Here is a 13926-nt window from a genome sequence, read left to right as displayed (position 1 = left end):
CGCGGTGTGAATCCTTTAAGTGAGGTCGCGGTGGCGAACCTGGACGTTCTTCAGGGTTTTCTGCAGGGCCTGACCCAGGCGTTCAGTCAGGTAAACGGAGCGGTGATGCCCGCCGGTGCAGCCAATGGCAATGGTGACGTAGGCGCGGTTACTCGCGGCGAAGCGCGGTAGCCATTTATTCAGATAGCCGTAGATGTCCTGAAACATCTCCTCGACTTCGGGCTGCGCCGCCAGGTAATCGGCGACCGGTGCATCGAGACCCGATTGCGCGCGAAGTTCCGGCTTCCAGTACGGGTTGGGCAGGCAGCGTACGTCGAACACCAGATCGGCATCCACCGGCATGCCGCGCTTGAAGCCGAACGACTCGACCAGAAAGGCTGTGCCCGGCTCCGGTTGGTTCAGCAGGCGCAGCTTGATGGTGTCGCGCAGCTGGTACAGATTCAGGTTGGTGGTGTTGACCTTGAGGTCGGCCAGGTCGGCAATCGGACCGAGCAGGGCGGTTTCGTCATTGATGGCTTCGGCCAGCGAGCGATTGGCAGTGCTCAGTGGGTGGCGCCGACGGGTTTCCGAGAAACGCTTGAGCAGGGTTTCCTCATCGGCATCCAGATAGAGCACATCGCACTGGATGTGGCGGCTGCGGACTTCTTCCAACAGCTCCGGGAAGCGCGACAGATGGCTCGGCAGGTTGCGGGCATCGATCGAGACGGCCACCAGCGGCTGGGCCAGTTCGGTGTGAATCAGGGCGCGCTCGGCCAATTCAGGCAACAGGCCGGCCGGCAGGTTGTCGATGCAGTAGTAGCCGTTGTCCTCAAGGACATCCAAGGCGGTACTTTTACCCGAGCCGGAGCGGCCGCTGACGATGATCAAACGCATGATTAGTGACCGTTCTGCTCGCTCAGGACGACCTGATACAAGGCTTCGTTACTCGGTGCGCTACGCAGTTTTTCGCGCACTTCCTTGCGATCGAGCATGCTGGCGATCTGGCGCAGTAATTCCAGGTGAGCATCGGTGGCCGCTTCCGGGACCAGCAGAACAAACAGCAGGTCAACCGGTGCGCCGTCGATTGCATCGAAATCGATGGGTGCATCAAGGTGCATCAATGCGCTGATAGGCGCTTCGCAGCCTTTGAGGCGACAGTGGGGAATGGCGATGCCGTTGCCGAAACCGGTGGAGCCGAGTTTCTCACGGGCGATCAGCGCTTCGAAGACATCCTGCATCTCCAGATCCGGCACTTCGCGGGCGATCAGGTTGGCAATCTGTTCGAGGGCTTTCTTTTTACTGCCGCCCGGCACGTTCACCAGGGAACGGCCGGGGGTCAGGATACTTTCAAGTCGGATCATGGGTTGGGGGTGTTAACGACCTGTTGCGCCCTGAAGGAGGCTCTGGGTCTTTTCCTTATGCTTTTTGAGTTGGCGATCCAGCTTGTCGGTCAGTGAGTCGATCGCAGCGTACATGTCGGTATCTTCTGCGTTGGCGACCACTTCGCTGCCGGGAATATGCAAGGTGGCTTCGATTTTCTGCTTCAGCTTTTCGACGCACATCGTGACTTGCACGTTGGTGATCTTGTCGAAATGGCGCTCCAATCGTTCGAGTTTCTCGTTGATGTAGGTGCGCAGCGGTTCGGTCACTTCCAGTTGGTGTCCACTGATGTTGACTTGCATACAGCTTCTCCTTCGTTGCCAGTGCATAAAGCGGCAGGCTGAATAGCCTGCCACTGGAACGCTGTAACGTGGCTTACATCAACCGCTTGCGTTCGCTCGAAGGCGCGATCCCGAGGGATTCGCGGTACTTGGCGACGGTGCGGCGAGCCACCTGAATGCCTTGTGCCTCCAGTAAACCAGCGATCTTGCTGTCACTCAACGGCTTTTTCTGATTTTCCGCTGCAACCAGTTTTTTGATGATCGCGCGGATCGCTGTAGACGAGCATTCGCCGCCTTCGGAGGTGCTGACGTGGCTGGAGAAAAAGTATTTCAGTTCATAAATACCGCGCGGGGTATGCATGAATTTCTGGGTGGTGACCCGGGAAATCGTCGATTCGTGCATGCCCACCGCCTCGGCGATGTCGTGCAGGACCAACGGCTTCATGGCTTCGTCGCCGTATTCCAGGAAGCCGCGCTGATGCTCGACGATCTGGGTGGCGACCTTCATCAGGGTTTCGTTGCGGCTTTGCAGGCTCTTGATGAACCAGCGCGCTTCCTGCAACTGATTGCGCATGAAGGTGTTGTCGGCGCTGGTGTCGGCACGGCGCACGAAGCCGGCGTACTGGGCGTTGACCCGCAGGCGCGGCACCGATTCCTGGTTCAGCTCGACCAGCCAGCGTTCGTTGTCCTTGCGCACGATGACATCGGGCACCACGTACTCGGCTTCGGTCGATTCGATTTGTGAACCCGGGCGTGGGTTGAGGCTCTGTACCAGTTCGATGACCTGGCGCAGTTCATCTTCCTTGAGCTTCATGCGCCGCATCAACTGGCTGTAGTCGCGACTGCCGAGCAGATCGATGTAATCGCTGACCAGACGCTTGGCTTCGTTCAGCCACGGGGTCTTGGCTGGTAGCTGGCGCAGTTGCAGCAGCAGGCATTCGCCGAGGTTGCGGGCGCCGATGCCGGCCGGTTCGAACTGCTGGATGCGGTGCAGCACGGCCTCGATCTCGTCCAGCTCGATGTCGAGCTCCGGATCAAAGGCGTCGAGAATTTCTTCAAGGGTTTCGTCGAGGTAGCCCTGATTATTGATGCAGTCGATCAGGGTCACGGCGATCAGGCGGTCGGTGTCGGACATCGGCGCCAGGTTCAATTGCCACAGCAGATGGCTTTGCAGGCTTTCCCCGGCGGAAGTGCGGGTGGTGAAGTCCCACTCGTCATCATCGCTGCTGGGCAGGCTGCTGGCGCTGGTCTGGTAGACGTCTTCCCAGGCGGTGTCGACGGGCAGTTCGTTAGGGATGCGCTCGTTCCATTCGCCATCTTCCAGATTGTCCACCGTCGGTGCGGTTTCCTGATAGGAGGGTTCCTGAATCTCGGTGTTGGGCTTTTGTTCGGCGTTGTCGGCCAAAGGATCGGAGTTGTCGAAGTCGTCGCCTTCTTCCTGGCGTTCGAGCATCGGATTGGATTCCAGGGCCTCCTGGATTTCCTGTTGCAGGTCCAGGGTCGACAATTGGAGCAGGCGGATGGCCTGTTGCAGCTGCGGTGTCATCGTCAGCTGCTGGCCCATTCTCAAGACTAGCGATGGTTTCATGGCAGGGGCTTAACACCTTATTCGCCGGCGCGCATGCGCCATCCACTACAGGGCGCCGGAGCGCCAAACTTAAGCAAATTATATGCCTGAAACTGTCGTGTTTGCCTAGAGCGCTGTAACAATAAAAGCGTATAAAACTTCGCTTCAACGTTACAGCACTCGGACGGCTGGCCGAATGCGATTGCGCTTTAGAGGCGGAACTCGTGGCCCAGGTACACTTCCTTGACCAGATCGTTGGCCAGGATGGTCGCGGCGTCGCCTTCGGCGATCAGTTGACCGTCGTTGACGATGTAGGCGGTTTCGCAGATATCCAGGGTCTCACGCACGTTGTGGTCGGTGATCAGTACACCGATGCCCTTGGCCTTGAGGTGGTGGATGATCTGCTTGATGTCGCCGACCGAGATCGGGTCGACACCGGCGAACGGTTCGTCGAGCAGGATGAATTTCGGTGCGGTGGCCAAGGCGCGGGCGATTTCCACCCGGCGGCGCTCACCACCGGACAGGCTCATGCCCAGGTTGTCGCGAATGTGGCTGATGTGGAATTCCTGCAGCAGGCTTTCCAGCTCCTTGCGACGACCGGCCTTGTCGAGTTCCGTGCGGGTCTCGAGGATGGCCATGATGTTGTCGGCCACCGACAGTTTGCGGAAGATCGACGCTTCTTGCGGCAGATAGCCGATACCGGCCTTGGCGCGGCCGTGCATTGGCTGGTGGCTGACGTCCAGATCATCGATCAGCACGCGGCCCTGATCGGCCTGCACCAGGCCGACGATCATGTAGAAGCAGGTGGTCTTGCCGGCGCCGTTCGGGCCGAGCAGGCCGACGATCTGGCCGCTGTCGATCGACAGGCTGACGTCACGCACGACCTGGCGGCTTTTATAGGCCTTGGCCAGGTGCTGAGCTTTCAGAGTTGCCATTACTGGGTCTTCTCGTCGGTTTTCTTCTTCGGCTGGATCACCATGTCGATGCGCGGACGCGTTTCGGTGACTTTATTGCCGGTAGCGCGACCGGCGCTGGCCAGTTTTCTCACCGTGTCGTAAACGATTTTCTCGCCTTGGGTGGTGTTGTTGTCCTTGTCGACAACCTTGGCCTTGTCGATCAGCACGACGCGGTTTTGCGCAGCGTGGTACTGGATCGTCACGCCCCAGCCCTGTACAGGCTTGGTATCGCCCTGGGTCTGCAGTTGCTCGAAGTAGGCAAGGTTGCCCACCGACGTCACGACGTCGATGTCACCGGTCGGGGTGCGGGTGATGGTCACCGTGTTGCCTTTAACGATCATCGAACCCTGGGTGATGATCACGTCACCTTTATAGGTGGCGATGCCATTCTTGTCGTCCAGTTGGGCGTCGTCGGCCTGAATGCGGATAGGTTGCTGCTGATCGTTCGGCAGAGCCCAGGCGCTCACGCTTCCCAGTGCTGCGCCCAGACTGAGCAAAATAGGGAGGGTTTTAACGAGCCTCATACTGTCCTCTTACGTTCGATTGCAGGTGTATCCTGCTTTCCTTCAAATACGCCTTCATTCCCACGCCAGTCGATACACCGCCAGCACCGTCGATTCTAACGGGTTGCTCGGTCTGCGCATATTGCTGCTGAGGGAACACCGTCATGCGTGTGCTGGTGATCAGGGTGTCGCGGTTCTTTTCATCGGTGCGCTTGATGCGTACCGAGTCGATCAGTTCTACCTGGGTGCCGTCAGGATTGACTTCGCCGCGCTCGCTGGTCACGTGCCACGGGAACTCGGTGCCACGGAACATGTTCAGGTCGGGTTTGGTGACCAGGGTCACGTCCGTCGCTTTCAGGTGCTCGGCCTTGTCGGACGTCATTTCGTACTGCAGCTTGCCGTCCGGAAGGTATTGCAGGGTATGCGTGTTGGTCGCGTACCAGTCGATGGCCGTGTCTTCGACCTTGACCGGGAGTTTGTCGAGGAAGCGTTCAGGGCTGATGTTCCAGTAGCCGACCGCTGCAAACATTGCAGCGATGCAGCCGAACAGCAGGAAGTTGCGAAATTTTTTGCTAAACATGTTTTGGCTCACAGGTACGCGGCATTGGCCGCATCGAGGCGGCCCTGGGCGCGCAGGATCAATTCGCAGAATTCGCGGGCGGCACCTTCGCCACCACGGGCCCGCGTGACGCCATGGGCGTGCTCGCGTACGAAATCGGCGGCATTGGCGACGGCCATGCCCAGGCCTACGCGGCGGATGACCGGCAGGTCTGGCAGGTCGTCACCGAGATAGGCAACCTGTTCATAGCTTAGGCCCAGTTGCTGCAGAAGACCGTCCAGAACCACCAATTTGTCTTCGCGCCCCTGAAACAGGTGCGGGATGCCGAGGTTTTTCGCCCGGCGCTCAACCACCGGGGTCTTGCGGCCACTGATGATCGCGGTTTCGACACCGGCGTTCATCAGCATTTTGATGCCCTGGCCGTCGAGGGTGTTGAAGGTCTTGAATTCGCTGCCGTCTTCAAGGAAATACAGGCGCCCGTCAGTGAGCACACCGTCGACGTCGAACACCGCCAGTTTGATCGCTTTGCCGCGCTGCAGCAGGTCGGTTGTCATTACATCACTCCTGCACGCAGCAGATCGGAGAGGTTGAAGGCGCCGATCGGGCGATCTTCTTCGTCCACGACCACCAGGGCGTTGATTCGGTGGTCTTCCATGATTTTCAGGGCTTCGGCAGCGAGCATCTCGGGCCGTGCAGTCTTGCCGTGTGCGGTCATGACCTGGTCGATGGTGGCACTGCGGATGTCGATGCTGCGATCCAGCGTGCGACGCAAGTCGCCGTCGGTGAAGATCCCGGCCAGTTTGCCGTCGGCCTCAAGGATCACGGTCATGCCCAGACCCTTGCGGGTCATTTCCATGAGTGCGTCCTTGAGCAGGGTGCCGCGTTGCACCTGCGGCAGCTCCTGGCCTGCGTGCATGACGTTTTCCACTTTCAGCAACAGACGTCGGCCCAGCGCACCACCCGGGTGGGAAAACGCGAAATCTTCAGCGGTAAAGCCACGGGCTTCCAACAGTGCCACGGCCAGTGCGTCGCCCATGACCAGCGCGGCGGTCGTCGAGGAAGTCGGCGCCAGGTTCAGCGGGCAGGCTTCGTGCTCGACATGCACGTTGAGGTTGACTTCGGCGGCCTTGGCCAGCGGCGACAGGGGATTGCCGGTCACGCTGATCAGTTGGATACCCAGGCGTTTGATCAGTGGCAGCAGAGTGACGATTTCGTTGGTCGAACCGGAGTTGGACAAGGCCAGGATCACGTCGTCGCGGGTGATCATGCCCATGTCACCGTGGCTGGCTTCGGCCGGGTGGACGAAAAACGCCGGGGTGCCGGTGCTGGCCAGGGTCGCGGCAATCTTGTTGCCGACATGCCCGGACTTGCCCATGCCGACCACGACCACACGGCCTTTGCTGGCCAGAATCATCTCGCAAGCGCGTACGAAATCGGCGTCGATATGGGGCAACAAGCCTTGTACGGCTTCCACTTCGAGGCGGATGGTGCGTTGTGCCGATTGAATCAGGTCGCTGGATTGGCTCATGTCAGAAATCGTATAGCCCGATGAAAAGGCGGCGATTATAGCGGTTATGTTGAAAAGCCTCACGTAAGTTCGTCGTGCTTTGTCATTCCTCGTAACCAAAACACTTAAAAAGTGCCGTCAGGCCTGTCATATCGCTGAACGCGGACGGGCATGGGCCTTGGGCGCTTGGCGTTTGCAGTGATATAGTTCGCCGCCAGTTCGGCCCGCCCGCGAGGTATGTGCTTTCCAAGGAAAGCCAGGCGTCCGAGTGAGAGGCTGCATCGCAAGGAGTTTAGATGAGTGCCGATAACGCCTACGCGGTCGAGCTGAAGGGAGTCTCCTTCAAGCGCGGTGCGCGCAGCATTTTCAATAACGTCGATATTCGCATCCCGCGTGGCAAGGTCACCGGCATCATGGGGCCTTCCGGGTGTGGCAAGACTACCTTGCTGCGTTTGATGGGTGCGCAATTGCGTCCCTCCAGCGGGGAAGTCTGGGTCAACGGTCAGAACCTGCCGACGCTGTCGCGCAGTGATCTGTTCGATGCGCGAAAGCACATGGGCGTGCTGTTTCAGAGTGGCGCGCTGTTCACCGATCTCGATGTTTTCGAGAACGTCGCTTTCCCCCTGCGTGTTCATACCCAATTGCCGGATGAGATGATCCGCGACATCGTCCTGCTCAAATTGCAGGCGGTCGGTCTGCGCGGCGCGATCGAGCTGATGCCCGACGAGCTTTCGGGAGGCATGAAGCGTCGTGTCGCCCTGGCCCGTGCGATTGCACTCGACCCGCAGATCCTCATGTATGACGAACCGTTCGTCGGTCAGGATCCGATCGCCATGGGCGTACTGGTCCGCCTGATCCGTCTGCTCAACGATGCGCTGGGCATCACCAGTATCGTGGTTTCCCACGACCTGGCCGAAACCGCGAGCATCGCTGACTACATCTATGTAGTGGGTGATGGTCAGGTGCTGGGGCAGGGCACGCCGGACGAGTTGATGAATTCGGATGAGCCGCGTATCCGCCAGTTCATGACCGGCAACCCCGATGGCCCGGTGCCGTACCATTTTCCAGCGACGGATTACCGCGCAGATCTTCTGGGGAAGCGCTGATGCGCAGAATTTCATTAATAGAACGCGTACGCCGATTCGGCGAGACGGCGATCGACGCCGTTGCGGTGTTTGGCCGCGCGACCCTGTTCCTGTTTCACGCACTGCTCGGTCGCGGTGGCATCAGCGGCGGTTTCGGCCTGCTGGTCAAGCAACTGCACTCGGTCGGCGTGATGTCGCTGGTGATCATTGTCGTGTCCGGGATTTTCATCGGCATGGTGCTGGCGCTGCAGGGCTTCAGTATTCTGTCGAGCTACGGTTCGGAGCAGGCGGTGGGGCAGATGGTGGCCCTGACGTTACTGCGCGAGCTGGGGCCGGTGGTGACGGCGTTGCTGTTTGCCGGGCGTGCAGGTTCGGCGCTGACGGCCGAAATCGGCAACATGAAGTCCACCGAACAGCTTTCCAGCCTGGAAATGATCGGTGTCGATCCGCTCAAATACATTATTGCCCCGCGTCTGTGGGCCGGTTTCATTTCCCTGCCGGTGCTGGCGATGATTTTCAGCGTGGTGGGTATCTGGGGCGGTTCGTGGGTGGCTGTCGACTGGCTTGGAGTGTATGAAGGCTCCTACTGGGCGAACATGCAAAACAGCGTGAACTTCACCAGCGATGTGCTCAACGGCGTCATCAAAAGTATCGTTTTCGCCTTCGTCGTGACCTGGATCGCCGTATTCCAAGGCTATGACTGTGAGCCCACTTCCGAGGGTATCAGTCGTGCCACCACCAAGACCGTGGTATTCGCCTCGCTGGCAGTACTGGGCCTGGACTTTATTCTGACCGCTTTGATGTTTGGAGATTTCTGATGCAAAACCGCACCCTGGAAATCGGTGTCGGCCTGTTCCTGCTGGCAGGGATCCTGGCCTTGTTGCTGCTTGCTCTGCGGGTCAGTGGCCTGTCTCCGACTTCGACCACCGACACGTATAAACTGTATGCCTACTTCGACAATATCGCCGGTTTGACGGTCAGAGCCAAAGTGACCATGGCCGGTGTGACCATCGGCAAGGTCACGGCAATCGATCTGGATCGCGACAGCTTCACCGGTCGGGTGACCCTGCAAGTGGATAAAAAGGTCGACAACCTGCCGACTGACTCCACAGCGTCTATCCTGACCGCTGGCCTGTTGGGCGAGAAGTACATCGGTATCAGCGTAGGCGGGGAAGACACCCGCCTGAAGGATGGTGGAACCATCCACGACACGCAGTCGTCTCTGGTACTGGAAGACCTGATCGGTAAATTCCTGCTCAATACCGTTAGCAAAGACGCCAAATGAGGAGCTTTTGAATGATCTCTACCTTGCGACGTGGCCTGTTGGTGTTGCTCGCGGCAGTGCCGTTGCTGGCCAACGCTGCGCCCGGACAGTCGGCGCACGATCTGGTTCAGGACACCACGAACCGTATGCTGGCCGATCTGTCGGCCAACAAAGCGAAGTACAAGCAGGATCCGGCTGACTTCTATGCCGCGCTGAACACGATTGTCGGTCCGGTGGTCGATGCCGAAGGCATTTCCAAGAGCATCATGACGGTCAAGTATTCGCGCAAGGCGACGCCTGCGCAGATGCAGACCTTCCAGGAAAACTTCAAGAAAGGCCTGTTCCAGTTCTACGGCAACGCCTTGCTCGAGTACAACAACCAAGGCATCACGGTTGATCCTGCCAAGGACGAATCGGGCGATCGCACCAGCGTCGGCATGACCGTCAAAGGCAGCAACGGCGCGATCTACCCTGTGCAGTACACGCTGGAGAAGATCAATGGCGAGTGGAAGCTGCGCAATGTGATCATCAACGGCATCAACATCGGCAAGCTGTTCCGTGATCAGTTCGCCGATGCGATGCAGCGCAATGGCAACGATCTGGACAAGACCATCAACGGTTGGGCCGGTGAAGTCGCCAAGGCCAAGGAAGAAACCGACAAAGCTGCCGCGAAGCCAGCGCAATGAATGAGGCGGCAGTTCGTATGAGTGATGTCGACGAGCTATTGCTCAGCGGAGTGCTGGACTACCGCACAGGTCCCGACCTGCGCAAGGAAGGCCAGGCGCTGATCAAGTCCAGCAAGGCTGCAGCGCTGGTGATCGATTGCTCGGCAGTCAAGAAGTCCAGCAGCGTCGGTTTGTCGTTGCTGCTGTGCTTCATGCGCGATGCCCAGGCGGCCGGCAAGGCCGTGAGCATCCGCGCGATGCCGGAAGACATGCGCGAAATCGCTCAGGTCAGTGAGCTGACCGAGTTGCTGGCGCACCCCTGAACCCGCATCGATAAAGAAGCCCCCCGTCAGAGTCCTGCCAATGCGGGGTTCGCAGGCGCGGGGCTTTTTTGTATGATGTCCGACCCGTGCGCACAGGGCGCCGATTGAGGTTGAGCATGCAGGCCGTAGAAGTGAAGAGCTTCCTTGAAGGGAAGCTGCCAGGAATTCAGGTAGAAGTTGAAGGCGAAGGCTGCAATTTCCAACTGAACGTGATTAGCGATGAACTGGCGGCGTTAAGCCCGGTCAAGCGTCAGCAGAGCATCTATGCCCATTTGAACCCTTGGATTGCTGATGGCAGCATCCACGCGGTCACTATGAAATTTTTCAGCAGCGCGGCCTGGGCCGAGCGCACCTGAGCCCTAGGGCGTCGAGATTCTTATGGATAAATTGATTATTACCGGTGGCGTTCGTCTTGATGGCGAAATCCGTATCTCCGGGGCGAAGAACTCCGCCCTGCCGATTCTGGCTGCCACTCTGCTGTGCGATGGCCCGGTGACCGTTGGCAACCTGCCGCACCTGCACGACATCACCACCATGATCGAGCTGTTCGGTCGCATGGGCATCGAGCCTGTGATCGACGAGAAGCTCAGCGTCGAAATCGACCCGCGCACCATCAAGACCCTGATCGCCCCGTACGAGCTGGTGAAAACCATGCGTGCGTCGATCCTGGTACTGGGCCCGATGGTTGCCCGTTTCGGTGAAGCCGAAGTCGCACTGCCTGGCGGTTGCGCCATCGGTTCGCGTCCGGTCGACCTGCACATCCGTGGCCTCGAAGCCATGGGTGCGGTCATTGACGTCGAAGGCGGCTACATCAAGGCCAAGGCGCCAGAAGGCGGCCTGCGCGGTGCACACTTCTTCTTCGATACCGTCAGCGTGACCGGTACCGAGAACATCATGATGGCGGCGGCCCTGGCCAAAGGCCGCAGCGTGCTGCAGAACGCTGCGCGTGAGCCCGAAGTGGTCGACCTGGCGAACTTCCTCAACGCCATGGGCGCCAAGGTGTCCGGCGCTGGTACCGACACCATCACCATTGATGGCGTCGAGCGCCTGGGCTCGTGTTTCTACAAGGTCATGCCTGACCGTATCGAAACCGGTACTTACCTGGTGGCCGCTGCGGTCACGGGTGGTCGAGTGAAGGTCAAGGACACTGATCCGACCATTCTCGAAGCAGTTCTGGAAAAGCTCCGTGAGTCCGGCGCAGAAATCACCACCGGTGAAGACTGGATCGAGCTGAACATGCACGGCAAGCGCCCGAAAGCAGTGAACGTGCGCACTGCGCCGTACCCGGCATTCCCGACTGACATGCAGGCCCAGTTCATCTCGCTCAACGCCATTGCCGAAGGCACCGGTGCAGTGATCGAGACGATCTTCGAAAACCGTTTCATGCACGTGTACGAGCTGCACCGCATGGGCGCGAAGATCCAGGTCGAAGGCAACACCGCCATCGTTACCGGTACTGAAGTCCTCAAGGGCGCGCCAGTAATGGCCACCGACCTGCGAGCTTCGGCCAGCCTGGTGATCTCGGCACTGGTTGCCGAAGGCGACACGCTGATCGACCGCATCTACCACATCGACCGTGGTTACGAGTGCATCGAAGAAAAACTGCAGATGCTGGGCGCCAAGATCCGTCGCGTTCCGGGCTAATCACTGCATTGGGACACAGGGACGTGTCCACTGAGATTATGAGTCGAGCCGGTTTCCGGCTCGATGTGTGTCTGGCGCCGATTGCGACCGGACATGAGTACCTTGATAAGGACTGACGTTTCCCATGTTGACCATCGCACTGTCCAAGGGCCGCATCCTTGACGACACCCTGCCGCTTCTCGCTGAAGCAGGCATCGTGCCGACCGAGAATCCGGACAAGAGCCGCAAGCTGATCATCCCTACCACTCAGGATGACGTACGTCTGTTGATCGTGCGTGCCACCGACGTGCCGACTTATGTCGAGCATGGCGCGGCCGACCTCGGCGTCGCCGGTAAAGACGTGCTGATGGAATACACCGGTCAGGGCCTGTACGAGCCACTGGATTTGCAGATTGCCCAGTGCAAGCTGATGACCGCCGGCAAGATCGGCGCTGCCGAGCCCAAGGGCCGTCTGCGTGTGGCGACCAAGTTCGTCAACGTGGCCAAGCGTTACTACGCCGAACAGGGCCGTCAGGTCGACATCATCAAGCTCTACGGCTCGATGGAGCTGGCGCCGCTGATTGGTCTGGCTGACAAGATCATCGACGTGGTCGACACCGGCAACACCCTGCGCGCCAACGGCCTGGAACCTCAGGAACTGATCGCCACGATCAGCTCGCGTCTGGTGGTCAATAAAGCTTCGATGAAAATGCAACACGCCCGAATCCAGGCGTTGATCGACACCCTGCGCAAGGCAGTGGAGTCTCGACACCGCGGCTGATGTACCTGCGCGACCTTGAGTCGCGCCCGTCTATCCGCCTCATAGCCAGAATCTCAGGTGCCCAAGCGGAAACGACTGCTAAGTTAGGGCGCCTGAGTTTTTGCCATTCCTATGAGGCTCTCGCTATGACCGCACCGACTGCAATTCGCCGACTCAACGCTGCTGACCCGGATTTCGCGCATCATCTGGATCATCTGCTGAGCTGGGAAAGTGTGTCTGACGACTCGGTCAATCAGCGGGTGCTGGACATCATCAAGGCTGTGCGCGAGCGCGGTGACGCGGCGCTGGTCGAGTTCACCCAGAAGTTCGACGGCCTCGAAGTCGCTTCGATGGCTGACCTGATCCTGCCGCGCGAGCGTCTGGAACTGGCCCTGACCCGCATCACCGTGGCGCAACGCGAAGCGCTGGAGACAGCCGCCGCCCGCGTGCGCAGCTACCACGAAAAACAGAAGCAGGATTCCTGGAGCTACACCGAGGCTGACGGCACTGTCCTCGGCCAGAAGGTCACGCCACTGGATCGCGCAGGCCTGTACGTACCCGGCGGTAAGGCGTCGTATCCGTCGTCGGTGTTGATGAATGCGATTCCGGCCAAGGTGGCGGGTGTGACCGAAGTGGTCATGGTTGTGCCGACTCCACGCAGTGAGATCAACGAACTGGTGCTGGCGGCCGCGTGCATCGCCGGCGTTGACCGGGTGTTCACCATCGGTGGCGCACAAGCGGTTGCCGCTCTGGCTTACGGCACCGAAAGCGTGCCGCAAGTCGATAAAGTGGTTGGCCCGGGCAACATCTATGTCGCCACCGCCAAGCGCCACGTGTTCGGTCAGGTCGGCATCGACATGATTGCAGGCCCCTCGGAAATCCTCGTGGTGTGCGACGGCCAGACCGATCCGGACTGGATCGCCATGGACCTGTTCTCCCAGGCCGAGCACGACGAAGACGCGCAGGCGATTCTGGTCAGCCCGGACGCCGAGTTCCTCGACAAGGTTGCGGCGAGCATCGACAAACTGCTGCCGACCATGGATCGCGCGACCATCATCGAAACCTCGATCAATGGCCGTGGTGCACTGATTCACGTGAAAGACATGGCGCAAGCCATCGAAGTTGCCAACCGCATCGCCCCGGAACACCTGGAGTTGTCGGTCGCTGACCCACAAGCCTGGCTGCCACAGATCCGCCACGCCGGCGCGATCTTCATGGGACGTCATACCTCTGAGGCGCTGGGCGATTACTGCGCCGGCCCGAACCACGTGTTGCCGACGTCCGGCACCGCGCGTTTCTCCTCACCGCTGGGCGTGTATGACTTCCAGAAGCGTTCGTCGATCATCTTCTGCTCCGAAGCCGGTGCTTCCGAGCTGGGCAAGACTGCGTCGGTGCTGGCCCGTGGCGAATCGCTGAGCGCGCACGCACGCAGCGCCGAATACCGCATCAAAGACGAACAGAAGGGGAACTGAAC

The 13926-nt window shown here is 59.6% G+C and carries 18 protein-coding genes; 9 read left to right on the top strand and 9 right to left on the bottom strand.

Going from position 1 to position 13926, the window contains the following annotated elements:
• Positions 1-15: 15 nt before the first annotated feature.
• From rapZ to U862_RS0105410, 9 genes are all read right to left on the bottom strand, one after another.
• A complete protein-coding gene (gene rapZ, locus U862_RS0105450) occupies positions 16-873 on the bottom strand; it encodes an RNase adapter RapZ (protein WP_025109460.1) in 858 nt (285 codons plus the stop codon).
• A gap of 2 nt (positions 874-875) precedes the next feature.
• The gene (gene ptsN, locus U862_RS0105445; protein WP_025109459.1) at positions 876-1340 is read right to left on the bottom strand and encodes a PTS IIA-like nitrogen regulatory protein PtsN; all 465 of its coding nucleotides are present in this window, start codon (positions 1338-1340) and stop codon (positions 876-878) included.
• A gap of 12 nt (positions 1341-1352) precedes the next feature.
• Positions 1353-1661 (bottom strand): ribosome hibernation-promoting factor, HPF/YfiA family, encoded by a 309-nt coding sequence (hpf, locus tag U862_RS0105440; protein ID WP_025109458.1) that lies wholly within the window; start codon positions 1659-1661, stop codon positions 1353-1355.
• A 73-nt stretch (positions 1662-1734) separates the two neighbouring features.
• Positions 1735-3228, bottom strand: coding sequence for an RNA polymerase factor sigma-54 (locus U862_RS0105435; RefSeq protein WP_025109457.1), 1494 nt, complete (start codon positions 3226-3228; stop codon positions 1735-1737).
• 188 nt (positions 3229-3416) lie between these two features.
• Positions 3417-4142 (bottom strand): LPS export ABC transporter ATP-binding protein, encoded by a 726-nt coding sequence (gene lptB / locus U862_RS0105430; protein ID WP_007967211.1) that lies wholly within the window; start codon positions 4140-4142, stop codon positions 3417-3419.
• Positions 4142-4687, bottom strand: a complete 546-nt coding sequence (lptA, locus tag U862_RS0105425) for a lipopolysaccharide transport periplasmic protein LptA (protein ID WP_025109456.1) — start codon at positions 4685-4687, stop codon at positions 4142-4144. Before lptA ends, lptB begins: the two co-directional genes overlap by 1 nt.
• Positions 4674-5246, bottom strand: coding sequence for an LPS export ABC transporter periplasmic protein LptC (gene lptC, locus U862_RS0105420; RefSeq protein ID WP_025109455.1), 573 nt, complete (start codon positions 5244-5246; stop codon positions 4674-4676). The genes lptA and lptC overlap by 14 nt, the downstream gene beginning before the upstream one ends.
• Before the next feature lie 8 nt (positions 5247-5254).
• Positions 5255-5779, bottom strand: a complete 525-nt coding sequence (locus tag U862_RS0105415) for an HAD family hydrolase (protein WP_025109454.1) — start codon at positions 5777-5779, stop codon at positions 5255-5257.
• Positions 5779-6753, bottom strand: coding sequence for a KpsF/GutQ family sugar-phosphate isomerase (locus U862_RS0105410; protein ID WP_025109453.1), 975 nt, complete (start codon positions 6751-6753; stop codon positions 5779-5781). The genes U862_RS0105415 and U862_RS0105410 overlap by 1 nt, the downstream gene beginning before the upstream one ends.
• 275 nt (positions 6754-7028) lie before the next feature.
• Here U862_RS0105410 and U862_RS0105405 point away from each other — a divergent pair, with 275 nt between their 5' ends.
• The 9 genes from U862_RS0105405 (at position 7029) to hisD (ending at position 13924) form a co-directional block, all read left to right on the top strand.
• Positions 7029-7838: an ATP-binding cassette domain-containing protein gene (locus U862_RS0105405; protein WP_003221703.1), complete on the top strand. Its 810-nt coding sequence runs from the start codon at positions 7029-7031 to the stop codon at positions 7836-7838.
• Positions 7838-8635, top strand: a complete 798-nt coding sequence (mlaE, locus tag U862_RS0105400) for a lipid asymmetry maintenance ABC transporter permease subunit MlaE (RefSeq protein WP_025109452.1) — start codon at positions 7838-7840, stop codon at positions 8633-8635. Before U862_RS0105405 ends, mlaE begins: the two co-directional genes overlap by 1 nt.
• Entirely contained in the window at positions 8635-9102 is a 468-nt protein-coding gene (mlaD, locus tag U862_RS0105395; RefSeq protein ID WP_007967220.1) for an outer membrane lipid asymmetry maintenance protein MlaD, read from the top strand. The genes mlaE and mlaD overlap by 1 nt, the downstream gene beginning before the upstream one ends.
• Positions 9103-9113: 11 nt before the next feature.
• Positions 9114-9767 (top strand): phospholipid-binding protein MlaC, encoded by a 654-nt coding sequence (locus U862_RS0105390; protein ID WP_025109451.1) that lies wholly within the window; start codon positions 9114-9116, stop codon positions 9765-9767.
• Complete coding sequence (locus tag U862_RS0105385) at positions 9764-10069, top strand: lipid asymmetry maintenance protein MlaB (RefSeq protein ID WP_025109450.1); 306 nt, start codon at positions 9764-9766, stop codon at positions 10067-10069. The genes U862_RS0105390 and U862_RS0105385 overlap by 4 nt, the downstream gene beginning before the upstream one ends.
• Before the next feature lie 116 nt (positions 10070-10185).
• Positions 10186-10425 carry a BolA family protein gene (locus U862_RS0105380; RefSeq protein WP_008070578.1) on the top strand — a complete coding sequence of 80 codons (240 nt, stop codon included), beginning with the start codon at positions 10186-10188 and terminating at the stop codon, positions 10423-10425.
• 22 nt (positions 10426-10447) lie between these two features.
• Positions 10448-11713, top strand: a complete 1266-nt coding sequence (murA, locus tag U862_RS0105375) for a UDP-N-acetylglucosamine 1-carboxyvinyltransferase (RefSeq protein ID WP_025109449.1) — start codon at positions 10448-10450, stop codon at positions 11711-11713.
• Between the two features lie 124 nt (positions 11714-11837).
• Entirely contained in the window at positions 11838-12473 is a 636-nt protein-coding gene (hisG, locus tag U862_RS0105370) for an ATP phosphoribosyltransferase (protein ID WP_003221711.1), read from the top strand.
• 125 nt (positions 12474-12598) lie between these two features.
• The gene (gene hisD / locus U862_RS0105365) at positions 12599-13924 is read left to right on the top strand and encodes a histidinol dehydrogenase (protein WP_025109448.1); all 1326 of its coding nucleotides are present in this window, start codon (positions 12599-12601) and stop codon (positions 13922-13924) included.
• Positions 13925-13926: the final 2 nt, after the last annotated feature.

It is taken from the genome of Pseudomonas sp. H1h (assembly GCF_000633255.1).
Taxonomy (GTDB): Bacteria; Pseudomonadota; Gammaproteobacteria; order Pseudomonadales; family Pseudomonadaceae; genus Aquipseudomonas.
Note: the sequence above shows the minus strand (reverse complement) of the source record. Positions and strands in the feature narration are given on the sequence as shown.